Annotated in this window: 26 protein-coding genes; all 26 read left to right on the top strand. The window is 61.6% G+C overall.

The features are described from left to right. Positions 1 to 32: 32 nt before the first annotated feature. The 26 genes from BT199_RS01155 (at position 33) to flhB (ending at position 24,410) form a co-directional block, all read left to right on the top strand. On the top strand, positions 33 to 1,760 hold the full coding sequence (locus BT199_RS01155) for a flagellin N-terminal helical domain-containing protein (protein WP_072433694.1): 1,728 nt from the start codon (positions 33 to 35) through the stop codon (positions 1,758 to 1,760). A gap of 76 nt (positions 1,761 to 1,836) precedes the next feature. Continuing rightward, complete coding sequence (locus BT199_RS01160; protein ID WP_014719357.1) at positions 1,837 to 2,184, top strand: flagellar protein FlaG; 348 nt, start codon at positions 1,837 to 1,839, stop codon at positions 2,182 to 2,184. Between the two features lie 82 nt (positions 2,185 to 2,266). Then, positions 2,267 to 3,634, top strand: coding sequence for a flagellar filament capping protein FliD (gene fliD / locus BT199_RS01165; protein ID WP_072433695.1), 1,368 nt, complete (start codon positions 2,267 to 2,269; stop codon positions 3,632 to 3,634). Positions 3,635 to 3,762: 128 nt separating this feature from the next. Continuing rightward, the gene (fliS, locus tag BT199_RS01170) at positions 3,763 to 4,152 is read left to right on the top strand and encodes a flagellar export chaperone FliS (RefSeq protein WP_057023033.1); all 390 of its coding nucleotides are present in this window, start codon (positions 3,763 to 3,765) and stop codon (positions 4,150 to 4,152) included. Positions 4,153 to 4,177: 25 nt separating this feature from the next. Continuing rightward, positions 4,178 to 4,474: a flagellar protein FliT gene (locus BT199_RS01175; protein ID WP_014719354.1), complete on the top strand. Its 297-nt coding sequence runs from the start codon at positions 4,178 to 4,180 to the stop codon at positions 4,472 to 4,474. A gap of 169 nt (positions 4,475 to 4,643) precedes the next feature. Continuing rightward, complete coding sequence (locus tag BT199_RS01180; protein WP_003192966.1) at positions 4,644 to 6,116, top strand: sigma-54 dependent transcriptional regulator; 1,473 nt, start codon at positions 4,644 to 4,646, stop codon at positions 6,114 to 6,116. Between the two features lie 110 nt (positions 6,117 to 6,226). Then, positions 6,227 to 7,438: a sensor histidine kinase gene (locus BT199_RS01185; RefSeq protein WP_072433696.1), complete on the top strand. Its 1,212-nt coding sequence runs from the start codon at positions 6,227 to 6,229 to the stop codon at positions 7,436 to 7,438. Between the two features lie 7 nt (positions 7,439 to 7,445). Continuing rightward, on the top strand, positions 7,446 to 8,822 hold the full coding sequence (locus BT199_RS01190) for a sigma-54-dependent transcriptional regulator (protein ID WP_019818386.1): 1,377 nt from the start codon (positions 7,446 to 7,448) through the stop codon (positions 8,820 to 8,822). A gap of 275 nt (positions 8,823 to 9,097) precedes the next feature. After that, the gene (fliE, locus tag BT199_RS01195; protein WP_003192959.1) at positions 9,098 to 9,427 is read left to right on the top strand and encodes a flagellar hook-basal body complex protein FliE; all 330 of its coding nucleotides are present in this window, start codon (positions 9,098 to 9,100) and stop codon (positions 9,425 to 9,427) included. Between the two features lie 16 nt (positions 9,428 to 9,443). Further along, on the top strand, positions 9,444 to 11,219 hold the full coding sequence (gene fliF / locus BT199_RS01200) for a flagellar basal-body MS-ring/collar protein FliF (protein ID WP_014719351.1): 1,776 nt from the start codon (positions 9,444 to 9,446) through the stop codon (positions 11,217 to 11,219). Beyond that, positions 11,212 to 12,228, top strand: coding sequence for a flagellar motor switch protein FliG (gene fliG / locus BT199_RS01205; RefSeq protein WP_003192957.1), 1,017 nt, complete (start codon positions 11,212 to 11,214; stop codon positions 12,226 to 12,228). Before fliF ends, fliG begins: the two co-directional genes overlap by 8 nt. A gap of 10 nt (positions 12,229 to 12,238) precedes the next feature. Beyond that, positions 12,239 to 13,003, top strand: a complete 765-nt coding sequence (gene fliH / locus BT199_RS01210; protein WP_014719350.1) for a flagellar assembly protein FliH — start codon at positions 12,239 to 12,241, stop codon at positions 13,001 to 13,003. Then, entirely contained in the window at positions 12,993 to 14,351 is a 1,359-nt protein-coding gene (gene fliI / locus BT199_RS01215) for a flagellar protein export ATPase FliI (RefSeq protein WP_003192955.1), read from the top strand. Before fliH ends, fliI begins: the two co-directional genes overlap by 11 nt. A 3-nt stretch (positions 14,352 to 14,354) precedes the next feature. Next, positions 14,355 to 14,804, top strand: coding sequence for a flagellar export protein FliJ (gene fliJ, locus BT199_RS01220; protein WP_003192954.1), 450 nt, complete (start codon positions 14,355 to 14,357; stop codon positions 14,802 to 14,804). A 183-nt stretch (positions 14,805 to 14,987) separates the two neighbouring features. Continuing rightward, complete coding sequence (locus tag BT199_RS01225; protein WP_072433697.1) at positions 14,988 to 15,293, top strand: STAS domain-containing protein; 306 nt, start codon at positions 14,988 to 14,990, stop codon at positions 15,291 to 15,293. Further along, a complete protein-coding gene (locus BT199_RS01230; protein ID WP_072433698.1) occupies positions 15,290 to 17,008 on the top strand; it encodes a fused response regulator/phosphatase in 1,719 nt (572 codons plus the stop codon). The genes BT199_RS01225 and BT199_RS01230 overlap by 4 nt, the downstream gene beginning before the upstream one ends. Positions 17,009 to 17,038: 30 nt before the next feature. After that, the gene (locus BT199_RS01235) at positions 17,039 to 17,386 is read left to right on the top strand and encodes an Hpt domain-containing protein (RefSeq protein WP_014719347.1); all 348 of its coding nucleotides are present in this window, start codon (positions 17,039 to 17,041) and stop codon (positions 17,384 to 17,386) included. A gap of 84 nt (positions 17,387 to 17,470) precedes the next feature. After that, positions 17,471 to 18,775, top strand: a complete 1,305-nt coding sequence (locus BT199_RS01240; protein WP_072433699.1) for a flagellar hook-length control protein FliK — start codon at positions 17,471 to 17,473, stop codon at positions 18,773 to 18,775. A 262-nt stretch (positions 18,776 to 19,037) separates the two neighbouring features. Then, a complete protein-coding gene (gene fliL, locus BT199_RS01245; RefSeq protein ID WP_014719345.1) occupies positions 19,038 to 19,538 on the top strand; it encodes a flagellar basal body-associated protein FliL in 501 nt (166 codons plus the stop codon). 9 nt (positions 19,539 to 19,547) lie between these two features. Then, positions 19,548 to 20,516 carry a flagellar motor switch protein FliM gene (fliM, locus tag BT199_RS01250; RefSeq protein WP_014719344.1) on the top strand — a complete coding sequence of 323 codons (969 nt, stop codon included), beginning with the start codon at positions 19,548 to 19,550 and terminating at the stop codon, positions 20,514 to 20,516. Positions 20,517 to 20,559: 43 nt separating this feature from the next. After that, complete coding sequence (gene fliN, locus BT199_RS01255; protein ID WP_003192941.1) at positions 20,560 to 21,027, top strand: flagellar motor switch protein FliN; 468 nt, start codon at positions 20,560 to 20,562, stop codon at positions 21,025 to 21,027. 1 nt (position 21,028) lies between these two features. Next, complete coding sequence (gene fliO, locus BT199_RS01260) at positions 21,029 to 21,463, top strand: flagellar biosynthetic protein FliO (RefSeq protein ID WP_072433700.1); 435 nt, start codon at positions 21,029 to 21,031, stop codon at positions 21,461 to 21,463. Continuing rightward, positions 21,463 to 22,206: a flagellar type III secretion system pore protein FliP gene (gene fliP / locus BT199_RS01265; protein WP_003192937.1), complete on the top strand. Its 744-nt coding sequence runs from the start codon at positions 21,463 to 21,465 to the stop codon at positions 22,204 to 22,206. The genes fliO and fliP overlap by 1 nt, the downstream gene beginning before the upstream one ends. Positions 22,207 to 22,210: 4 nt before the next feature. Then, positions 22,211 to 22,480, top strand: a complete 270-nt coding sequence (gene fliQ / locus BT199_RS01270) for a flagellar biosynthesis protein FliQ (RefSeq protein ID WP_003192936.1) — start codon at positions 22,211 to 22,213, stop codon at positions 22,478 to 22,480. Positions 22,481 to 22,484: 4 nt separating this feature from the next. Beyond that, the gene (gene fliR / locus BT199_RS01275) at positions 22,485 to 23,270 is read left to right on the top strand and encodes a flagellar biosynthetic protein FliR (protein WP_005790062.1); all 786 of its coding nucleotides are present in this window, start codon (positions 22,485 to 22,487) and stop codon (positions 23,268 to 23,270) included. Positions 23,271 to 23,273: 3 nt separating this feature from the next. Next, on the top strand, positions 23,274 to 24,410 hold the full coding sequence (flhB, locus tag BT199_RS01280) for a flagellar biosynthesis protein FlhB (protein ID WP_072433701.1): 1,137 nt from the start codon (positions 23,274 to 23,276) through the stop codon (positions 24,408 to 24,410). Positions 24,411 to 24,499 lie beyond the last annotated feature (89 nt).

Consider the following 24,499-nt stretch of genomic DNA (forward strand, 5'->3'; position numbering starts at 1 on the left):
AGCCGCAGTATCCAAACCACGAGGATTTCGTCATGGCATTATCAGTAAACACCAACATCACCTCCCTGGGTGTCCAGAAGAACCTGAACAAAGCTTCCGACGCTCTGAGCCAGTCGATGAACCGTCTGTCCTCCGGCCTGAAAATCAACAGCGCCAAAGACGACGCTGCCGGCATGCAGATCGCTAACCGTCTGAACAACCAGGTCAAAGGTCTGAACGTTGCCATCGCCAACGCCAACAACGGCGTGTCGATTGCCCAGACCGCTGAAGGCGCGATGCAAGAATCCACCAACACCCTGCAGCGTCTGCGTGAACTCGCCCTGCAAGCGGCCAACGGTGATAAAAGCGACGCTGACCGTGTTTCCCTGCAGCAGGAATTCACCGCTAAAGTGGGCGAGCTGAACCGTATCGCCAGCACCACCACCTTCGGTGGTCGTAACCTGCTGGACGGCTCGTTCAACAACGTAGCGTTCCAGATTGGCGCAAACGCCAACGAGACTATCTCGTTCGGTATGACCGATATCAGCTCTACTGCGCTGAAGGGTAACTACAAAGAAGCGGCTGTAGATGGTGCCGCGATGAAAGGCCTGGCAGCTACCGCTACTGGTTCGGTGCTGGGTGACAAAGCTTCCAAAGTAGGTACTGCCGCCGCCGCCGCTGTTGTTGCCGGTGATGCCTTCACTATCAACGGTGTTGAGATCGCGCTGACAGCCGCTGCTGGTGGTGCTGCTGGTGGTACCGCAGCCGTTGCAGACATCAACGCTAAAACTGCTCAGACCGGTGTTACTGCTTCTACAGATGCTGCCGGCGTTGTAACTCTGTCGTCGAAGAGCGATATCGTTCTTGGCGCCTCCGCAGTTCCTGCTGCCACTGATGGCCTGGCTAAACTCAACCTGGGTGCTCCTGGTACTACCGCAGCTGTAGCTACAACTGGCGCAAGCGCCATGGGCGCAGCAGGTGCAGTCTCTGTTAATGGCAGTGCCGTTACTTGGACTAACACTGACACTCTGTCCAGCGTATTGACCAAGCTGACTACCGCTGCTGGCGGCGCGGCTAACGGTGCTTCCGCTACCTTTGCTGACGGTCGTGTCAAGCTGACCTCGGGTGATGGTGCTGATATCAAGCTGTCCAACACTACCAGCGGTTCTCTGTCGCAGTTGGGCCTGTCGGCTGGTACTACTCAGGCCAAGCTGACCGCAGACACCTCCATTGATGTCAACGGCGTTGAAGTCAAGTTCAAGAAAGGCGACACCTCTGACGCCATCGTTGCTTCGATCAACAGTGCCAGCACCGGTGTTCAAGCCAGCAAAAACGCTGACGGTACCCTGAACCTGTTCGCTGACAAAGACATCACCATCAAGGACGGCAGCGCCGGTACTGGCCTGGCTGCACTGGGTCTGACCGCTGTAGCTGCGGCCGGCACTAAGTCTGCCGTCACCATGGAAACCAGCGTTTCCGACCTGAGCATCCTGACTGCCGCTTCTTCGCAGCAGGCCATCCAGGCTCTGGACGACGCCATGCAGCAGATCGACAGCCAGCGTTCGCAGCTGGGTGCCGTACAAAACCGCTTCGCCAGCACCGTGGCCAACCTGCAGAGCATTTCGCAGAACTCCTCCGCTGCCAAAGGCCGTGTAGAAGACGCTGACTTCGCTTCTGAAGCCGCTGAGCTGACCAAGCAACAAACCCTGCAACAGGCTTCCACTGCGATCCTGTCCCAGGCCAACCAACTGCCATCGTCTGTTCTGAAGCTGCTTCAGTAATAGCGCTAGCGGTTAAATAACGGGAGGGTGCGTTTAACAACGTGCCCTTCCGTTTTTTCAGTTTGGAGGTGGTGACATGGACATGAGCATCAAGCTGACCTCGTCTTACCCCGCAGCCACGGCCCCGGCCAACCTTGGCGCAGTGGTGACCCAGGCCAAGCCTGTGGCCAGCAATGAGCCGATCAAAAGTGAAGAGCCGCAGCGCGTGGCGCTGGAAAAGGCTGTTACCGATATGCGTGAGTTTGTGCAGGCTTCACAGCGCAACCTGGATTTTTCCATCGATGACTCTACCGGCAAGGTAGTGGTCAAGGTGATCGCCACTGACAGTGGTGAAGTGATTCGACAGATTCCATCGGAGACCGCGCTGAAATTGGCGCAGAACCTGAGCGATGCCGGCAGCCTGCTGTTTGATAGCAAGGCTTGAGTTGGCACGAAACATGTTTCTGATTGCGGTCTAGGCGTATAAGCGCCAAAAAACGGCCGCTGCAGGACAAGGAGAATGGCAAATGGCTAGTTCAACGATTTCCGGCCCAGGTTCGGGCTACGACACCCAGGCTATCGTCAAGGCGCTGGTAGGTGCCGAGCAGGCGCCCAAGCAGGCTCAGATCACCAACGAGCAGAAGAAGGCCACCGTGCAGTTGTCTGCCGTGGGCTCGGTCAAGACGGCGTTGGAAGCCTACCAGGCGGCGATCACCAAGTTGAACAATGCCTCGGCCTTCAACGGGCTGGCGGCGACTTCTTCGGAAGAGAAAAACGCCAAGGTTACCTTGGGTGACGGCGCATCCAGCGGCAAGTACGTATTGAAGGTCACTAACCTGGCGACGGCTTCGAAAGTCACCACGGCGGTGAATGTCGATGGCGCATCGGGCAAGGCCAACAGCACGGACGAAGACCAGACGCTGACCATCAACCAGTCGGGCAAGAGCTACGACGTGATCATTCCCGGTGGCGCGACGTTGCAGCAGGTGCGCGAATCCATCAACACCCAGCTCTCGTCCCAGGGCATCAGTGCTAACGTGCTGAGCGACTCCAATGGCGCGCGGCTGGTACTGACTTCGACCACCATGGGCGAGGGCACCGACATCACCCTCAGCGGCGATTCGCAGCTGGCTACCGGGTACGACAAAGGCAAGCCGCCGACCAACGCCAAGTACTCCATTGATGGCATTGAAATGTCATCGAACAGCAACAAGATCACCTCGGCGATCAGCGGCGTGACCCTGGACCTGTTGGACACGGTAGACATCACCAAGCCGACCACCATCACCGTGGCCAGCAACACCGATACCTTGAAAACCTCGGTGCAGTCCTTCGTCAGCGCCTACAACACGCTGATGACGGCGATCAACACCCAAACCAAGGTCACTGCAACCGGTGATGCCTCCACCACCACCGCAGGTGCGTTGACCGGCGATGCGTCGATGCGTCAATTGGTGAACAGCCTGCGTTCCGAATTGGTCAACGGCTCCGGTGCGGGCACCATGACCAGCCTGGCGCAGATGGGCATCACCACCGACCAGAAAACCGGCCTGCTGAGCCTGGATGACAAAACCTGGGACAAGGCCGTGGTCAAGGGCGCTGGCGACATTGCCAAGCTGTTCACCGGCGACACGGGCTTGATCACCCGCATGAACAAGGCGACCAACAGCTACGTCGGCACTACCGGCACCCTGGCGACACGTGCCACCGATCTCAACAACAAGTTGACCGACTTGACCAAAGAGACCGACGACCTGACGCGGCGCATGGATGCCTTGCAGAAGTCCCTGACCGCCAAGTACACGGCGATGGACACCATGATCGCGCAGATCAACGCCAGCAGCTCCAGCATCCTGACCACCCTCAACTCGCTGAACAATCCTAAGTCGAACTGATGAGCGGTGCGCGCCAGGGCCCTGTCCAGGGGCTCTCGCGCAGGGTGCTGGATTAAAGTTTTTATCGCCGTGGTCGAAAAACTGGTTAAGCAAACCTATTCGATTGTCGCCAGTAACGAGGTAGCAACATGAACCCGATGAGAGCCCTTCGCCAGTACCAGAAGGTCAATGCCCACGCTCAGGTCTCCGAAGCCAGCCCGCACCGCCTGGTGCAGATGCTGATGGAAGGTGGCCTGGATCGCATGGCCCAGGCCAAGGGTGCGTTGAGCCGCGGGGACATCGCGCAAAAGGGCCTGATGCTGGGCAAGGCGATCGAAATCATTTCGGGCCTGCGCGATGGCCTGGAGCCTGAGAAAGCCGAAGACCCGGCCGCGATCCAGCGTCTGGATGCCCTGTATAACTACATGGGCAATCGCCTGGTCGAGGCGAACCAAGTCAATGATGTCGAGATGATCGACGAAGTCGCCCGCCTGCTGATCACCGTCAAGACCGGCTGGGATGCCATCGCTCCACAATAAGGCCGATTGCCTTGAGGTACACATCATGAGCCACGCACTGCAACGCATCGACGAAACCCGCGAAGCCCTTCTCGGCGCGCTGGCTGAGCGCAATTGGGAAGCCGTGGGCGAGTTGGACCTGGGTTGCCGCGCAGTGATTGATGAGGTGCTCAGCGAAGCACCGGTAGACGAGGGCGCATTGCGCGAGAAGCTGGAAAGTTTGTTGGTGGTGTACCAGCAGTTGCTGGAGGTGACGACCGGCGAACGCCAGGCGATTTTCGAAGAGATGTCGCAGATCAACCAAGCGAAAAATGCGTCAAAGGTTTACCATCTGTTCGGTTGAACGGGCGCAGTTAATCCGAACGGCGCGTCATATATTTGACTGTGCCAGCATTTTTGACTTAACTAGTGCTGTTTTCAGATTTCAGACGTCTAGAAGGTAAGAAATCTTACAGACGTCTAGATTGCCCTCATTCCGGGGCAGGAAGTTTTACTAGGGAAGTTGCTATTGCATGTGGCGTGAAACCAAAATTCTGCTGATCGATGACGATAGCGTCCGCCGCCGCGATTTAGCGGTGATTTTAAATTTTCTCGGTGAAGAAAATTTACCCTGCGGCAGCCACGATTGGCAGCAGGCGGTCAGCTCGTTGTCGTCGAGCCGTGAAGTCATTTGCGTATTGATCGGGACGGTAAACGCTCCTGGCGCAGTTCTGGGCCTGTTAAAGACACTGTCTACCTGGGATGAGTTCCTTCCGGTGTTGCTAATGGGCGATATTTCTTCCGTGGACCTGCCGGAAGACCAGCGCCGCCGTGTGTTGTCCAACCTGGAAATGCCGCCCAGCTACAGCAAATTGCTCGATTCCCTGCACCGTGCCCAGGTCTATCGCGAAATGTACGACCAGGCCCGCGAGCGCGGCCGTCACCGTGAACCCAACCTGTTCCGCAGCCTCGTCGGCACCAGCCGCGCCATCCAGCACGTGCGCCAGATGATGCAGCAAGTGGCCGACACCGACGCCAGCGTGCTGATCCTCGGCGAGTCGGGCACCGGCAAGGAAGTGGTCGCGCGCAACCTGCACTATCACTCCAAGCGCCGCGACGGGCCCTTTGTGCCGGTCAACTGCGGGGCGATCCCGGCAGAGCTGCTGGAAAGCGAATTGTTCGGCCACGAGAAGGGTGCCTTTACCGGGGCGATCACCAGCCGTGCCGGGCGCTTTGAGCTGGCCAATGGCGGCACCCTGTTCCTCGACGAAATCGGCGACATGCCGTTGCCGATGCAGGTCAAGCTGCTGCGCGTATTGCAGGAACGCACCTTCGAGCGCGTGGGCAGCAACAAGACCCAGAGCGTGGACGTGCGCATCATTGCCGCCACCCACAAGAACCTCGAAAGCATGATCGAGGTTGGCAGTTTCCGCGAAGACCTGTACTACCGCCTTAACGTATTCCCCATCGAGATGGCCCCGCTGCGCGAGCGCGTGGAAGACATCCCGTTGCTGATGAACGAACTGATCTCGCGCATGGAGCACGAAAAGCGCGGCTCCATTCGCTTCAACTCTGCGGCAATCATGTCCCTGTGCCGCCACGGCTGGCCGGGTAACGTGCGCGAGCTGGCCAACCTGGTGGAGCGCATGGCGATCATGCACCCGTACGGGGTGATCGGCGTGGTCGAACTGCCGAAGAAATTCCGCTACGTCGACGACGAAGACGAACAGATGGACAGCCTGCGCAGCGACATGGAAGAGCGCGTGGCGATCAACGGCCATACTCCGGACTTCGGCGCCACCGCGATGTTGCCGCCCGAAGGCCTGGACCTTAAGGACTACCTCGGCAACCTCGAACAAGGGTTGATCCAGCAGGCCCTGGACGATGCCCATGGCATCGTGGCCCGGGCCGCTGAGCGCCTGCGTATCCGTCGCACCACCCTGGTGGAGAAGATGCGCAAGTACGGTATGAGCCGCAAAGAAGGTGATGAACAGGCGGATGATTGACGCCTGTTTTTCAACTACCTGATTTATAGGTAGTTTTTTTTCGGCACGGGTATTGCTACAGCCCTCGCAACGTTCCGTTTAACTGACGGTCAGCCAAGCGAGAGAGCATCATGCCCCACGCCGCCCAACTATCTTCGGCCCCTGCCATCCAGGGGCTGGTTTCGCCTGTAGAGCCGCCGACCCGCCAGGGCCTGGAGCACGCGTTCTCGCAGTTCAACCAGATGTCGAGCCAGCTGACCGACTCCTACAGTCTGCTTGAGGCCCGGGTTTCCGAGCTTAAAGGCGAACTGGCGGTGGTCAGCGCCCAGCGCATGCAAGAGCTGGCCGAGAAAGAACGCCTGGCCAACCGCCTGCAAAACCTGCTGGACCTGTTGCCCGGTGGCGTAATCGTCATCGATGACCAGGGCCGCGTGCGCGAAGCCAACCCGGCAGCCTGTGATCTGCTCGGCCTGCCGCTGGAAGGCGAGCTGTGGCGTGAAGTCATCACCCGCTGTTTTGCCCCCCGTGAAGACGACGGCCACGAAGTCTCCCTCAAGGACGGGCGTCGGCTGTCTATCGCGACCCGTTCCCTGGACGCCGAGCCGGGCCAGCTTGTGTTGCTCAATGACCTGACAGAAACCCGGCACCTGCAAGATCAACTGGCGCGCCATGAGCGGCTGTCGTCCCTGGGGCGGATGGTCGCTTCCTTGGCGCATCAGATTCGTACGCCGTTGTCGGCGGCATTGATCTACGCCAGCCATTTGACTGACGAGCAATTACCGGCGGCCACCCACCAACGCTTTGCCGGGCGCCTCAAGGAGCGCCTGCATGAGTTGGAGCACCAGGTGCGTGACATGCTGGTGTTTGCCCGCGGCGAATTGCCGCTGACCGATCGCGTTACCCCTGCCGGCTTGATGCAGTCCCTGCAAGCGGCAGCGGCGACCCATGTGCAGGAGGCCAACCTGCGCTGGCAGTGCGACAGCCACCAGGGCGAATTGCTGTGCAACCGCGACACCCTGGTGGGCGCGCTGCTCAACCTGATCGAAAACGCCACCCAGGCCAGTGGCCCCGGGGCGCGCCTGAAAGTGCACCTGTACACCCGCGGGCAAACCCTGCGCCTGTGCGTCAGCGACAGCGGCAGCGGTATCGCCCCGCAGGTGCTGCAACGTCTGGGCGAGCCGTTTTTTACCACCAAGACCAACGGCACTGGCCTGGGCCTGACTGTGGTCAAGGCAGTGGCCCGCGCCCATCAGGGACAATTGCAGCTGCGTTCCCGCCTGGGGCGTGGCACCTGTGCATTGATGACCTTGCCGCTGTTTTCCAGCGCGGCAAGCGCGGAGTAAGAGGATGATGGCTATCAAGGTTTTATTGGTGGAAGACGATCGCGCCCTGCGTGAAGCATTGGCTGACACGCTGCTGCTGGCGGGCCATGACTACCGTGCGGTCGGCTCTGCCGAGGAAGCCTTGGAGGCGGTCGAACAGGAGGCCTTCAGTCTGGTGGTCAGCGACGTCAACATGCCCGGCATGGACGGCCATCAATTGCTCGGCCTGCTGCGCGTGCGCCAGCCGCAACTGCCGGTGCTGCTGATGACCGCCCATGGCGCGGTGGAGCGGGCAGTGGATGCCATGCGTCAGGGCGCGGCGGATTACCTGGTCAAACCGTTCGAGCCCAAGGCGCTGATCGAGCTGGTGGCCCGACATGCTCTGGGCGTAGCGTCGGCGGGCGAGGGCGATGGCCCGATTGCCTTTGAGCCGGCCAGCGCGCAATTGCTGGAACTGGCCGCGCGGGTGGCGCGCAGTGATTCCACTGTGTTGATTTCCGGTGAATCCGGTACCGGTAAAGAAGTGCTGGCGCGCTACATCCACCAGCAGTCCAGCCGCGCCCAGCAACCGTTCATTGCGATCAACTGCGCGGCGATTCCCGACAACATGCTCGAAGCCACCTTGTTTGGTCATGAAAAGGGCTCGTTCACCGGCGCCATCGCGGCCCAGGCCGGCAAGTTCGAACAGGCCGACGGCGGCACCATCCTGCTCGACGAAATTTCGGAAATGCCCCTGGGCCTGCAAGCCAAGTTGCTGCGCGTATTGCAGGAACGTGAGGTGGAGCGCGTGGGCGCGCGCAAGCCGATCCAGCTGGATATTCGCGTGGTTGCCACCACCAACCGCGACCTGGCGGGCGAAGTGGCGGCGGGGCGCTTCCGTGAGGACCTGTTCTACCGGTTGTCGGTGTTCCCGCTGGCCTGGCGCCCATTGCGTGAGCGCCCGGCGGATATCATCCCCTTGGCCGAGCGCCTGCTGAACAACCACGTCAAAAAAATGAAGCATGCCCAGGCGCGGTTGTCGCCCGAGGCCCAGGCGTGCCTGGTCAATTATCCATGGCCGGGCAACGTGCGCGAGTTGGATAATGCCATCCAGCGTGCGCTGATTTTGCAGCAGGGCGGCTTGATCCAGCCGCAGGATTTCTGCCTGGCCATGGGCACTGGCGCTGCGCCGTTGCCGAGCCTGGCTCCGGCTCCAGTGGTCGCCGAGGCGGAATCGGCAGGCGCCCTGGGTGATGACCTGCGCCGCCGTGAATTTCAGATGATCATCGACACCCTGCGCGCCGAGCGCGGCCGTCGCAAAGAAGCGGCCGAGCGCCTGGGCATCAGCCCGCGCACCTTGCGCTACAAGCTGGCGCAGATGCGCGACGCCGGTATGGATGTGGAAGCGTATCTTTTCGCCACATGACCAATGCCCTGTGTAGGAGCGAGCTTGCTCGCGAAGAGCCCATAGACGCCGCGGGCATTCTGGAAGCACGCGTTATCGTTGACGTTTTTCGCGAGCAAGCTCGCTCCTACAAAAAAACCGTGCGGTAAGAAGGGCCAAAAACGTGCGGTAACAAGTTCGACAAGCTTTGTCGCCTTTTCTTACGAGTTGCTCCAGAGCTGGCACCCTTGTTGCTACCACCCCTAGTAACCGCTGCGTAGTGTCAAAAAATTGCGGGTCGTCGGAGAGAGAAGGTCATGAGCCAGGGTATTGAGTTCAATCGGTTGATGTTGGATATGCGCGCCATGCAAATGGACGCCATGGCTCAACCGAAATCCGTCGCGCCAGCGCCGGAATTGGGCCAAAGCAATTTTGCCGACATGCTCGGTCAGGCAATCAATAAAGTCAGCGATACCCAGCAGGCGTCCAGCCAGCTGGCGACGGCCTTCGAGATCGGTAAAAGCGGCGTGGACCTCACCGATGTGATGGTCGCCTCGCAAAAGGCCAGTGTGTCCTTCCAAGCCTTGACCCAAGTGCGTAACAAGCTGGTTCAGGCGTATCAAGACATCATGCAGATGCCGGTTTAAGGACGAGATTTAAGTCATGGCTGAAGCAGTCTCCGACAACCTCCCCGCCAAGGCCGACGGCAAACCGCCGTTGTTTGGCCTGTCGTTCCTGGAAAACCTCTCGGAAATGACCATGCTGCGTCAGGTGGGCCTGATGGTGGGCCTGGCCGCCAGCGTGGCGATTGGTTTTGCCGTGGTGCTGTGGTCGCAGCAACCCGATTACCGCCCCCTGTACGGCAGCCTGTCGGGCATGGATTCCAAGCAGATCATGGAAACCCTCGCCGCCGCCGACATCGCCTACACCGTGGAGCCCAACTCAGGTGCCTTGCTGGTCAAGGCTGACGACGTCGCCCGCGCACGCATGAAATTGGCCGCCGCTGGTGTGGCGCCGTCCGACAGCAACATCGGCTTCGAGATCCTCGACAAAGACCAGGGCCTGGGCACCAGCCAGTTCATGGAAGCCACCCGTTATCGCCGTGGCTTGGAAGGCGAACTGGCGCGCACCATTTCCAGCCTCAATAACGTCAAGGCCGCCCGTGTGCACCTGGCGATTCCGAAAAGCTCGGTGTTCGTGCGTGACGAACGCAAGCCCAGCGCCTCGGTCTTGGTCGAGCTGTTTGCTGGCCGCTCCCTGGAGCCTGGCCAGGTACTGGCGATCGTCAACCTGGTGGCAACCAGTGTTCCCGAATTGAGCAAGTCGCAAATCACCGTGGTGGACCAGAAGGGCAACCTGCTGTCCGACATGGCCGAAAACTCCGCGCTGACCCAGGCCGGCAAGCAGTTCGACTACAGTCGCCGCATGGAAAGCATGCTCACCCAGCGCGTGCACAACATCCTGCAACCGGTACTGGGTAACGACCGCTACAAGGCTGAAGTCTCCGCCGATGTGGATTTCAGCGCTGTCGAGTCCACCTCCGAGCAGTTCAACCCGGACCAGCCAGCGTTGCGCAGCGAGCAGTCCACCAGCGAACAACGCACCGCCAGCAATGGCCCCCAAGGTGTGCCGGGCGCCCTGAGCAACCAGCCACCCGCGCCGGCCTCGGCACCGCAGACCACCGGTGGCGCTGCCGCCACGGCGGGCGCGATCCAGCCTGGCCAGCCATTGCTGGACGCCAACGGCCAGCAGATCATGGACCCGGCCACCGGCCAGCCGATGCTTGCGCCGTACCCTGCGGACAAGCGTAACCAGTCCACCAAGAACTTCGAACTGGACCGTTCCATCAGCCACACCAAGCAGCAACAGGGCAAGATCAATCGTCTGTCGGTGTCGGTGGTGGTCGATGACCAGGTCAAGGTCAACCCGGCAGACGGCGCGGTGACCCGTGCGCCGTGGACGGCTGACGAACTGGCCCGTTTCACCCGCCTGGTGCAGGACGCCGTTGGCTTCGACGCCAGCCGTGGCGACAGCGTCAGCGTGATCAACATGCCGTTCTCCGCCGAGCGCGGTGAAGTGATCGCTGACCCTGCGTTCTACACCCAGCCGTGGTTCTGGGACATCGTCAAACAAGTGCTGGGCGTGTTGTTCATCCTGGTGCTGGTGTTTGGTGTACTGCGCCCGGTGCTCAACAACATCACCGGTGGCGGCAAGAAGCAACTGGCACTGGCCGGTGGCGACGTCGAGTTGGGTGGCATGGGCGGCCTGGACGGCGAACTGGCCAACGACCGCGTCAGCCTTGGCGGCCCGCAAAGCATCCTGTTGCCAAGCCCGAGCGAAGGCTATGACGCTCAGTTGAACGCAATCAAGAGTCTGGTGGCAGAAGACCCGGGCCGTGTGGCTCAGGTCGTGAAAGAGTGGATTAACGCTGATGAATGATCGAGCCGCTGTGGCCAAGCTGTCCCGGGTCGACAAAGCCGCTGTGTTGCTGCTGTCCCTGGGTGAAACCGACGCTGCCCAAGTGCTGCGCCACATGGGCCCCAAAGAGGTCCAGCGTGTCGGCGTGGCCATGGCGCAGATGCGCAATGTGCACCGCGAGCAAGTCGAGCAGGTGATGAGCGAGTTCGTCGAGATCGTCGGCGACCAGACCAGCCTGGGCGTCGGCTCCGACAGCTACATTCGCAAGATGCTCACCTCGGCCCTGGGCGAAGACAAGGCCAACGGCCTGATCGACCGCATCCTGCTGGGTGGCAACACCAGCGGCCTGGACAGCCTCAAGTGGATGGAACCGCGGGCAGTGGCCGACGTGATCCGCTATGAGCACCCGCAGATCCAGGCGATCGTGGTGGCCTATCTGGACCCGGACCAGGCCGGTGAAGTGCTCGGCCACTTCGACCATAAAGTGCGCCTGGACATCATCCTGCGTGTGTCATCGTTGAACACCGTGCAGCCGGCGGCGCTCAAAGAACTCAACACCATTCTGGAGAAGCAGTTCTCCGGCAATTCCAACGCCTCGCGCACCACCCTGGGTGGCATCAAGCGCGCAGCCGACATCATGAACTTCCTCGACAGCTCGGTCGAAGGCCAGTTGATGGACTCGATCCGCGAGATCGACGACACCCTGTCCGGCCAGATCGAAGACCTGATGTTCGTGTTCAACAACCTGGCCGATGTCGACGACCGTGGCATCCAGGCGCTGCTGCGCGAAGTTTCCTCGGACGTGCTGGTGCTGGCGCTCAAGGGCTCGGACGAAAACGTCAAAGAAAAGATCTTCAAGAACATGTCCAAGCGCGCCTCGGAGCTGTTGCGCGACGACCTGGAAGCCAAGGGCCCGGTGCGCGTCAGCGACGTGGAAACCGCCCAGAAGGAAATCCTCACCATTGCCCGCCGTATGGCCGAAGCCGGAGAAATCGTTCTCGGCGGGAAGGGCGGCGAAGAAATGATCTAAGGCGCCTTGCATGTCGAATAAAGATGAGGCACCCAGCGATCTGATTCGCGCGCGGGATGTCGGTGGTTTCGACATCTGGTCGCTGCCCAGTTTCGACCCCCATGTGCCGGAGCCTGAGCCTGAACCGGTTGAAGAACCTCCGGCAGAGATGGAAGAAGTGCCACTGGATGAAGTCCAGCCACTGACCCTCGAAGAGCTGGAAACCATTCGTCAGGAGGCCTACAACGAAGGCTTCGCGGCGGGGGAAAAAGACGGTTTTCGCAGCACCACCCTCAAGGTTCGCCAGGAGGCCGAAGCGGCGCTGGCCACCAAGTTGGGTAGCCTGGAACGCCTGATGGGCAACCTGTTCGACCCTATCGCCGAACAGGACTCGCAGCTGGAAAAATCCATGGTTGGCCTGGTGCAGCACATCGCGCGCCAGGTGATCCAGCGCGAACTGGTGCTCGATTCCAGCCAGATCGAAGGCGTGATGCGCGAAGCCCTCAAGCTGCTGCCCCTGGGCGTCGGCAATGTGCGGCTGTACATCAACCCCCAGGATTTCGAACAGGTCAAAGCCCTGCGCGAGCGCCATGAAGAAACCTGGCGCATCGTCGAAGACGCTTCGTTGCAGCCCGGTGGTTGCCGTGTCGAAACCGAGCACAGCCGCATCGATGCAACGGTGGAAACCCGCATCAGCCAGATCATGGCCAAGTTGTTCGATCAACTGCATGAACAAGCCCTGCACCCCGCCGAGCCGGACCTGAGCGTTGACCTGGACGCCACCGATGCGCCTTGATCGCACCAGCTTCGCCAAGCGCCTGGGCAGCTACGCCGAGGCCACCGAGTTGCCCGGCCAGCCGATCCTCGAAGGGCGCCTGTTGCGCATGGTCGGCCTGACCCTCGAAGCCGAGGGCCTGCGCGCCGCCATGGGCAGCCGCTGCCTGGTGATCAACGACGACAGCTACCACCCGGTGCAGGTCGAAGCCGAGGTGATGGGCTTTTCGGGCAGCAAGATTTTTCTGATGCCGGTCGGCAGCCTCGCCGGCATTGCCCCCGGCGCCCGCGTGGTGCCGCTGGCCGACACTGGCCGCCTGCCCATGGGCATGAGCATGCTGGGCCGCGTACTCGACGGGGCCGGCCGTGCGCTGGACGGCAAGGGCGGCATGAAGGCCGAAGACTGGGTGCCGATGGACGGCCCCACCATCAATCCGCTCAAGCGCAACCCCATCAGCGTGCCACTGGACGTGGGTATTCGCAGCATCAACGGTTTATTGACGGTCGGTCGCGGCCAGCGCCTGGGCCTGTTCGCCGGTACTGGCGTGGGTAAGTCGGTGTTGCTGGGCATGATGACGCGCTTTACCGAGGCCGACATCATCGTGGTGGGGCTGATCGGCGAGCGGGGCCGCGAAGTGAAGGAATTCATCGAGCACAGCCTCGGTGAAGAAGGGCTCAAGCGTTCCGTTGTCGTCGCTTCTCCGGCAGACGATGCACCGCTGATGCGCCTGCGTGCGGCGATGTACTGCACGCGCATCGCCGAATATTTTCGCGACAAGGGCAAGAACGTCCTGTTGCTGATGGACTCGCTCACGCGTTTCGCCCAGGCCCAGCGCGAAATCGCCCTGGCCATCGGTGAACCGCCCGCGACCAAGGGTTACCCGCCATCGGTGTTCGCCAAGCTGCCCAAGCTGGTGGAGCGTGCCGGTAATGCCGAAGCCGGCGGTGGCTCGATCACCGCGTTCTACACCGTGTTGTCCGAAGGCGACGACCAACAGGACCCGATTGCCGACTCGGCGCGAGGTGTGCTCGACGGCCACATCGTGCTGTCGCGCCGCCTGGCCGAAGAAGGGCACTATCCGGCCATCGACATCGAAGCGTCCATCAGCCGGGTGATGCCGGCGGTGGTCACGCCGGAGCATATGGCCCGTGCCCAGCAGTTCAAGCAGTTGTGGTCGCGTTACCAGCAAAGTCGCGACCTGATCAGCGTCGGCGCCTATGTGGCTGGTGGTGACCGCGACACCGACCTGGCCATCGCCTTGCAGCCGCAACTGGTGACCTACCTGCGCCAGGGTCTCAACGACAAGATCACCATGGGCGAGAGCCAGTCGCACTTGCAGTCCATCTTCGCCCCGGCGCCGGGCGGCTAAGCCATGGCCAACAGCCGCGCCGCCCGCCTGGCTCCGGTGGTGGACATGGCCGAAAAGGCCGAGAAAGCCGCCGTGCAGCGCCTGGGTTACTTCCAGGGCCAGGTGCGCCTGGCCCAAAGCAAGCTGGGCGACCTGGAGCGCTTTCGGGGCGAGTACCAGCAACAGTGGATCGAGCGCGGCAGCCAGGGTGTATCCGGCCAGTGGCTGATGGGGTATCAGGGCTTTCTCAATCAGCTTGAAACCGCCGTTGGTCAGCAACGCCAGAGCCTGGCCTGGCACGAGGCCAACCTCGACAAAGCGCGCGAGGCCTGGCAACAGGCGTTTGCCCGGGTCGAGGGGCTGCGCAAACTGGTGCAGCGCTACATCGACGAAGCGCGAGCCATCGAAGACAAGCGCGAGCAAAAGCTGCTCGATGAATTGTCCCAACGCCTTCCCCGCCCAGAACAGTTCTAACCGGCACCACAAATCCAGTGTGGGAGCTGGCTTGCCTGCGAAAGCGGTGGTTCAGTTAAAGATTCAGTGGCTGACACGCCGCCACCGCAGGCAAGCCAGCTCCCACAGTTGATTCACTGTGTTGCTCAGATGCTCTTCAACTGCTACACCTTGTGTCTAGTGCAACGACAAGGAAGCAGTCACATGACAGTCGAGTCAGAAGTATCCCTGGACGGGAAGAAGTTGACGATCGCAATCAAGGGTCGGTTCGATTTCGGCAGCCACCAGGCGTTTCGGGAAGCCTACGAGCGTTTCTACAAGGTGCCCGAGACCTATATCGTCGACCTCAAGGATGCCACCTACATGGACAGTTCAGCCCTCGGCATGCTGCTGTTGCTACGGGATCATGCTGGAGGTGATGACGCCGAAGTCAGTGTGATCAACAGCAGCAACGACGTGCGCAAGATCCTCGCCATCTCCAACTTCGACAAACTGTTCGATATCAATTGAGCGCCCTGGCCCCTGTCCTGGAGGCGCTGACCATCCTGATCGCCGAAGACAGCGCCGCCGACCGCCTGTTGCTGGCGAGCATCATCCGCCGTCAGGGCCACCAGGTGCTGACTGTCAGCAACGGCGCCGAAGCGATTGAGGTGTTTGCCCGTGAGCGCCCGCAACTGGTGTTGATGGACGCGCTGATGCCGGTGATGGACGGCTTCGAAGCCGCACGGCAGATCAAGCAACTGGCGGGGGAGGCGCTGGTGCCGATCATCTTCCTCACGTCGCTGCGCGAAAGCGAAGCCCTGGCCCAGTGCCTGGACGCCGGCGGCGATGACTTTCTGCCCAAGCCCTATAACCCCTTGATCCTGGCAGCGAAGATCAACGCCATGGACCGCCTGCGCCGCCTGCAAGCCACGGTTTTGCAACAGCGTGACCTGATCGCCAGGCACCACGAACACCTGCTGCATGAACAGCGGGCGGCCAAGGCGGTGTTCGACAAGGTGGCCCATTCCGGTTGCATCAACGCCGCGCCGAATATCCGCTATCTGCAATCGCCTTATGCGTTGTTCAATGGCGACTTGTTGCTGGCGGCTTACACGCCATCGGGTGACATGCATGTGTTGCTGGGTGATTTCACCGGCCATGGCTTGCCGGCCGCCATCGGCGCCATGCCCCTGGCCGAAGTGTTCTACGGCATGACCGCCAAGGGCTACGGCCTCACGCAGACCCTGCGGGAAATGAACGCCAAGCTCAAGCGCATCCTGCCGGTGGACATGTTCTGCTGCGCCACCTTGCTGTGCCTGAGCGCCCAGCGGCGGGCGGTGGAGGTGTGGAACGGCGGCATGCCCGAAGGCTATGTGCATGAAGTCGCCACGGGCAGGCGCACGCCATTGATGTCGCGGCACCTGCCCCTGGGGGTGTTGTCGGCAGAGGCGTTCGATGACAGCACCGAGGTCTGGCCCATGGCGTTGGGCGACCGGGTGTTTTTGCTTTCCGACGGCGTGCTCGACACCGCTGACGCCAACGATCAACTGTTCGGCGCCGAGCGCTTGCAGCAGGTGTTCGCCGCCAACCGCGAGCCCGACCGCCTGTTCGAGGACATCGAGCAGGCCCTGGCGGCCTTTCGCGGCCAGGCGCGCGATGACGTCAGCATGGTCGAGATCACGTTGCAGGCGGGCCAACCCTTGCGAGCGGCCGAACCGATGTATGCCGACAGCGGCCGGTCGTGCCCGCTGGATTGGTCGGTGAGTTTCGAATTCCGCGCCCAGACGCTCAGGACCTACAACCCGTTGCCGTACCTGCTGCAACTGCTGTTGGAGATCCATGGCCTGCGTGCGCAGAGCGGGGCGCTTTACAGTGTGATGGCCGAGTTGTATTCCAACGCGCTGGAGCATGGCGTGCTGGGCCTGGACTCACGGCTCAAGCGCGATGCCCAGGGGTTTGCGCAGTATTATCGCCAGCGCCATGAGCGCCTGGCGCAGTTGGACAGCGGTTACGTGCGCGTGCATGTGCAGGTGGTACCCACCGACAAGGGCGGCAAACTGACCTTGCGCCTCGAAGACAGCGGGCAGGGTTTTGATGTGGAGCAAGAGCTAGCGCGCCCCGTGGACATCGACCGTCTGTCTGGTCGGGGCCTGAGCCTGGTGCGTCAACTGAGCAGCGCTGTAGGCTGGTCCGATGGCGGGCGCACTGTCTGCGTGGAGTTTTGTTGGGCGGCTCTGGCATAATCCGCCGATTCTTGATCAAGGAGCGAGCAAGTGGCTGAGATTCATATGGACCCCGAGGTGTTGTCGGGTTTGCAGGAAGTCATGGAAAGCGAATACCCCACGCTGCTGGACACCTTTCTGCATGACTCTGAAGAGCGCGTGCAAGCGCTGCGCAAGGCGCGGGACGACGCCAAGACGTTGGGGCGTATCGCACACAGCTTCAAGGGCAGCAGTGGCAACTTGGGGGCGCTGCGCTTGGCAACGTTGTGTGAGCGGTTGGAGACCGAGTCCTTCAAGTCTGCTTCCGACTTGGGGGCGTTGGTGGATCAGATTGATCGTGAGTTTGCGCTGGTTCGGCCGCTTTATGAGCATGAGCGGGAGCGGTTTTCTGGGGTTTGATATTTTATCGGCCTGACTTGGCCCGACTCTTGCTCTACCTCCATAGACTGCATCCCCGACCCCATGCAGTGGAGACCCTTACTTATGCCAGTCGCCCCCAATTCGCTTCTTCAGGCTGCTGCTGCGGCCAAGCCTCAAGCGCCGGCCGCCACGCCTGCGGTAGCGCCTGCGGCCCCGCGGGACAAGGGCGCTGGCTTCGCTCAAGTGTTTGCCAAGCAAGCTGCCAAGCCGCAGGCCAAGAGCGACGACGCGCCAGCCAAACCCGTGCGCGACAAGGCTTCTGATCCCAGCGCCAAACCGGCCGCCGGCGACGATAAACCTGCCGCCAGCGCGCCAGCGGTTGCCGATAGCGGCAATCCCTTGCCTGCCAAGCCGGCCAAGAGCGACGACCACGCTGACAGTGAAGGCGAGCCACCTGCCGACCCGTCCCTGGCGCAGCAACCGGTGGCCGACCCGGCGCTGGTCGCCGCCGTGACGCCCGTGGCGGCCCCTGTGTCCGTACAAGCGCCTGCCGTTACGGCCGAAGATGACCAGGCCCAGCCGCTCATTGCTGTGACCGAGGAGCCCAAGCAGCCGGCCTTCGACCCTGAGGCCGACCCGCTGGATTCGATGCCGGCCGTGCGCCTGGCGATGGAGCAGGGCGGTCACGTCTCGGCCAGCAGCCAGGCGCTGCAGAAAGCCGCGCCCACCCCCCAGGACCAGCCGACCGCCGCGCAGAGCTTTGCCGCCGGCCTGGCCAACATGGTCGACCAGCAAGCCACCAAGGACAGCACCGACCAGGGGGGCGACAAGGCCTTCGGCGCGCTGATCGATGACGGCCTCAAGGACCTCAAGAACGCCAGCAGCGACACCCGTGTGGATGACTTCGCCAACCGCCTGGCGGCGCTGACCCAGGCAGCCACGCCGAAAGCCGCGAATGCCTTGCCGCCCGTCACCAATGCGCCACTGGCCATGCACCAGAGCGGCTGGACCGAAGAGGTGGTCAACCGCGTGATGTACCTGTCCAGCGCCAACCTCAAGTCGGCCGAGATCCAGTTGCAGCCCGCTGAGCTGGGGCGCCTGGACATCAAGGTCAACATGACGGCGGACCAGCAGGCCCAGGTCAACTTCATGAGCGGCCATGCGGTGGTGCGTGAAGCGCTGGAAAGCCAGTCTGGCCGTTTGCGCGAGATGTTTGCCCAGCAGGGCATGGGGCAGGTGGATGTGAATGTCTCCGACCAGTCGCGGGGCCAGGACCAGCAGCAACAGCAGAGCCAGGCGCGAGGCGTCAGTAGCAGCGGCAGGCGCGCTGACAGCGGCGACGCCGGTGGCCCTGTGGACGTGGCCGAAGTGGCAGCGCCCGTGAGCCAGAGCGTGATCGGCTCCAGCGCGGTCGACTACTACGCCTGACTTCCTGCTCAAACCCGGTCAGTGTGGGAGCTGGCTGATCGTTCCCACGCTCTGCGTGGGAATGCCACCCCGGACGCTCCGCGTCCCGAAGTCGGCGATGTTTTCGACCGTTGCGCACGGTGACGCGTAGCGTCACAGGATGCATTCCCACGCAGAGCGTGGGAACGATCATCTTCCTGCGCCTGCCAGCCAACTCTGGCATAACACTTGCTCTTGCCTTGCCATAGATCTACGAATCCCCGAATAGTGACGGATTATTGGCATGGCGAAGAGCGACGACGCAGCAACTCCCCCCGCAGGCAAAGGCAAGCTCAAGCTGATCCTGATGATTGTGCTGGGCCTGCTTCTGGCCATCGGTGCGTCGGTGGGCGGCACCTGGTACATCATGCACAGCAGTGCAAGCAAACCGGCGCCCGCCGCCGAAGCCGCCACGAACGTCAAGCAACCGGCAATCTTCGAACAGATGCTTCCGGCCTTTGTCGCCAACTACAACCAGAATGGTCGTCAACGCTACCTGCAGGTGAGCATCACCTTGTTGGCGCGCAACCAAGCGGATCTGGATGCCCTCAAGGTGCATATGCCGGTGATTCGCAACAACCTGGTGATGCTGTTCTCCGGGCAGAGCTTCGACAGCCTGGCCACGCCAGTCGGCCAGGAAATGCTGCGCCAGAAGGTCACTGCCAGCGTGCAGGAAGTGGCCCAGAAAGAACTCGGCAAAGTTGTGGTCGAGCAGGCGCTCTTCACTAACTTCGTATTGCAGTAGGATCACGACATGGCCGTGCAAGACCTGCTGTCCCAGGATGAAATCGATGCGCTGTTGCATGGCGTGGACGATGGTCTGGTACAGACCGAAATGGCTGCCGAACCCGGCAGCGTCAAAAGTTATGACCTGACCAGTCAGGATCGCATCGTGCGGGGACGCATGCCGACCCTGGAGATGATCAACGAACGCTTTGCCCGCTACACCCGCATCAGCATGTTCAACATGCTGCGCCGCTCGGCGGACGTGGCCGTGGGCGGTGTGCAGGTGATGAAGTTCGGTGAATACGTACACTCGCTGTACGTGCCCACCAGCCTCAACCTGGTCAAGATCAAGCCGTTGCGCGGCACTGCGCTGTTCATCCTCGACGCCAAGCTGGTGTTCAAGCTGGTGGACAACTTCTTCGGCGGCGACGGCCGTCACGCCAAGATCGAAGGGCGTGAATTCACCCCCACCGAACTGCGCGTGGTACGCATGGTGCTGGAGCAGGCCTTCATCGACTTGAAGGAAGCCTGGCAGGCGATCATGGAAGTCAACTTCGAGTACATCAACTCGGAAGTGAACCCGGCCATGGCCAACATCGTCGGGCCGAGCGAGGCCATTGTGGTGTCGACCTTCCACATCGAACTCGATGGCGGTGGCGGCGACCTGCACGTGACCATGCCGTACTCGATGATCGAGCCGGTGCGCGAAATGCTCGACGCCGGCTTCCAGTCCGACCTCGACGACCAGGACGAACGCTGGGTCAAGGCCCTGCGCGAAGACCTGCTGGACGTCGACGTGCCGTTGAGCGCCACCGTGGCCCGCCGTCAGTTGCGCCTGCGCGATATTTTGCACATGGCGCCTGGGGACATCATCCCCGTCGACTTGCCGGAAGAGTTGATCATGCGCGCCAACGGCGTGCCGTCATTCAAGGTCAAGCTCGGTTCCCACAAGGGCAACCTGGCGCTGCAAGTGGTTGAGCCGATCAACCGCCGCTGATTCACCCCCAATTCATGATTGTTTGCTGCGCCGAGGACATGTAATGGCTACCGAACACGAAAACACTTCCGCCGAAGACCAGGCCCTGGCTGACGAGTGGGCTGCGGCCCTGGAAGAAACCGGCGATGTTGGCCAGGACGACATCGACGCGCTGCTGGCCGCCGACGCCGCTACCGCGCCGGCCGGCAACCGCCTGGCCATGGAAGAATTCGGCAGCGTGCCGAAGAACAACGACCCGGTGAGCCTCGACGGCCCGAACCTGGATGTGATCCTCGACATCCCGGTGTCGATTTCCATGGAAGTGGGCAGCACCGAAATCAACATCCGCAACCTGTTGCAGCTCAACCAAGGCTCGGTGATCGAGCTGGACCGCCTGGCCGGCGAGCCGTTGGACGTGCTGGTCAACGGCACCCTGATTGCCCATGGCGAGGTGGTGGTGGTCAACGAGAAGTTCGGCATCCGCCTGACCGACGTGATCAGCCCGAGCGAACGCATCAAGAAGTTGCGCTGAGATGAAGTACTTGATGGCGGGACTGTTGCTGGCGCTGCCATTGAGCGCCCTGGCGGCGGAGCCGGTGGCGCAGGTGGCTGCGACGCCAGCGGTCGGCAGTGTCAGTGGGCAGTTGACGCAACTGGTGCTGGGCCTGTTGCTGGTGATTGGCCTGATCTTCGTGCTGGCCTGGTTGATGCGCCGCGTGCAGCGCATCGGCCCGGGCAACGGCCAAGTGATCGAGCTGGTGGGCTCGCGCGCCCTCGGCCCGCGTGATCGGCTGGTGCTGGTGCAGGTGGGCGAGGAGCAGATCCTGCTCGGCATCACCCCCGGCCGCATCACCCCGCTGCATGTACTCAAGACCCCGGTGGACGCGGTCAAGACCGAAGCCGCCACGCCAGAATTCGCCCAGCGCCTGATGGAGTTGCTGGGCAAGGATCAGAAGGATAAGAAGTAATGCGCGTTTTGTTGACGCTCATGCTGTTGCTGGCCGCACCGATGGCCCTGGGCGCCGACCCGTTGTCGATCCCGGCGATCACCCTGGGCACCAACGCGGCGGGCGCGCAGGAATATTCGGTCAGCCTGCAGATCCTGCTGATCATGACGGCGCTGAGTTTTATCCCGGCGTTCGTCATGCTGATGACCAGCTTTACGCGGATCATCATCGTCTTCTCGATCCTGCGCCAGGCCCTGGGCCTGCAGCAGACGCCATCGAACCAGATCCTCACCGGCATGGCGCTGTTTTTGACGCTGTTCATCATGGCGCCGGTGTTCGACAAGGTGAACCAGCAAGCCCTGCAACCTTATCTGGCGGAAAAGCTCACAGCCCAGGATGCCATCGACAAGGCTCAGGGCCCGATCAAGGACTTCATGCTGTCGCAAACCCGCTCCAGCGACCTTGAGCTGTTCATGCGCCTGTCCAAGCGCACCGACATCGCTACCCCGGACCAGGCGCCGCTGACTATTCTGGTGCCGGCGTTCGTCACCTCCGAACTGAAGACCGCGTTCCAGATTGGCTTCATGATCTTCATCCCGTTCCTGATCATCGACCTAGTGGTGGCGAGCGTGCTGATGGCCATGGGTATGATGATGCTGTCACCGTTGATCATCTCGCTGCCGTTCAAGATCATGCTGTTTGTGCTGGTGGACGGCTGGGCGCTGATTATTGGCACCCTGGCCGGCAGTTTTGGAGGGGTATAGCGCTATGACGCCAGAAGTCGCCGTTGACCTGTTCCGTGAAGCGCTGTGGCTGACCACCCTGATGGTCGCCGTGCTGGTGGTGCCCAGTCTGTTGGTGGGCCTGCTGGTGGCGATGTTCCAGGCGGCTACCCAGATCAACGAACAAACCCTGAGCTTTCTGCCGCGCCTGCTGGTGATGCTGGTGACCCTGATCGTCGCCGGCCCGTGGCTGGTGCAAACCTTCATGGAATACATCCTGCAGTTGTACGGCAGTATTCCGCAGTTGATCGGCTGAGCCGATGCAATCCTTGCTGGCCTTGACCGACACCCAGATCAGTACCTGGGTGGCCTCGTTCATCCTGCCGCTGTTTCGCGTCACGGCGATGTTGATGGCCATGCCGGTGTTCGGCACCACGTTGGTACCGCGTCGTGTGCGCCTGTATTTCGCTGTGGCAATCACCGTGGTGATCGTGCCGGGCCTGCCGCCGATGCCGCCGGTGAACGCACTGGACCTTAGCGCCTTGTTGCTGATTGCCGAACAGATTCTGATCGGCGCCATGCTGGGGTTTTCCCTGACCCTGTTCTTCCAGGCTTTCGTGGTGGCCGGGCAAATCATCTCGATCCAGATGGGTATGGGCTTCGCTTCAATGGTGGACCCCACCAACGGCGTGTCGGCGGCGGTGATCGGGCAGTTTCTGACCATGCTGGTGACCTTGCTATTCCTGGCCATGAACGGTCACCTGGTGGCGTTCGAGGTGCTGACCGAGAGTTTCACCACCTTGCCGGTGGGCGCAGGCTTGGTGGTCAACCACTTCTGGGAACTGGTGGGGCGCCTCGGTTGGGTGCTGGGCGCGGCGCTGTTGCTGGTGTTGCCGGCGATCACGGCGCTGCTGGTGGTCAATATCGCGTTCGGCGTGATGACCCGCGCGGCGCCGCAACTGAACATCTTCTCGATTGGTTTCCCGCTGACCCTGGTGTTGGGCATGGGGATTTTCTGGGTCGGCCTGGCTGACATTCTCAATCAGTATCAACCGCTGGCGACCGACGCCTTGCAGTTCTTACGTGACCTGGCACGGGCGCGCTGAGCCATGGCCGAGAGCGAGAGTGGTCAGGACAAAACAGAAGACCCCACGGAGAAACGTAAAAAGGACTCCCGGGAAAAGGGTGAGATCGCGCGCTCCAAAGAGCTCAACACCTTCGCCACCATGATCGCCGGTGCAGGCGCCTTGCTGATCTACGGCGGTGGCCTGGCGCTGGACCTGCTGGAGATGATGAAGCACAACTTCAGCTTGCCGCGCGAAGTGTTGCTCAACCCCGATGCCATGGGCCAGTACCTGCTGCATTCGGGCAAAATCGCGCTGCTGGCGGTGCAGCCGATCCTGATCACCTTGTTGCTGGCCGCGCTGATCGGCCCGGTGGCCCTCGGCGGTTGGCTGTTTGCCGCGGGCAGCATGGCGCCCAAGTTCAGCCGCATGAACCCGGGGGCGGGGCTCAAGCGCATGTTCTCTGCCAAGGCCCTGATTGAATTGCTCAAGGCCCTGGCCAAGTTTTTCCTGATTCTGTTCGTGGCGTTGGCGGTGTTGTCATCCGACATCGACGACTTGCTGCGCATTGCCCATGAACCGCTGGAATCGGCGATCATCCACAGCGTGCAGGTGGTGGGCTGGAGCGCACTGTGGATGGCCCTCGGGCTGATCCTGATCGCCGCCGTGGATGCGCCGATCCAACTGTGGGAAAGCCACAAGAAACTGCTGATGACCAAGCAGGAAGTGCGCGACGAGCACAAGGATCAGGAAGGCCGCCCCGAGGTCAAGCAACGCATCCGCCAACTGCAGCGGGAAATGTCCCAGCGCAAGATGATGGCCTCGGTGCCCGACGCCGATGTGGTCATCACCAACCCGACTCACTACGCCGTAGCGCTTAAGTACGACCCGGAGAAGGGCGGCGCACCGATGCTGCTGGCCAAGGGCAGTGATTTTACCGCGTTGAAAATCCGCGAAATCGCGGTGGCCAACGACATTCTGCTGCTGGAATCGCCGGCGCTGGCGCGGTCGATCTTTTACTCCACGGACCTCGACCAGGAAATCCCGGCGGGCCTGTATCTGGCGGTGGCGCAGGTATTGGCCTACGTCTACCAGATCCGCCAATACCGCGCCGGCAAGGGCAAGCGGCCGGATCCGCTCAAGGACCTGCCGATTCCGCCGGATTTGCGTCGCGACACCTGATTTCTTTTCGACCTGTCAACTTTGACAGTAGCCATTACGCCGCCTTCACTGTTTGATACAGCGATGAGACGCGCAGCCATGTGCGGCTC

It is taken from the genome of Pseudomonas sp. NFR02 (assembly GCF_900119375.1).
Taxonomy (GTDB): Bacteria; Pseudomonadota; Gammaproteobacteria; order Pseudomonadales; family Pseudomonadaceae; genus Aquipseudomonas; species Aquipseudomonas paracarnis.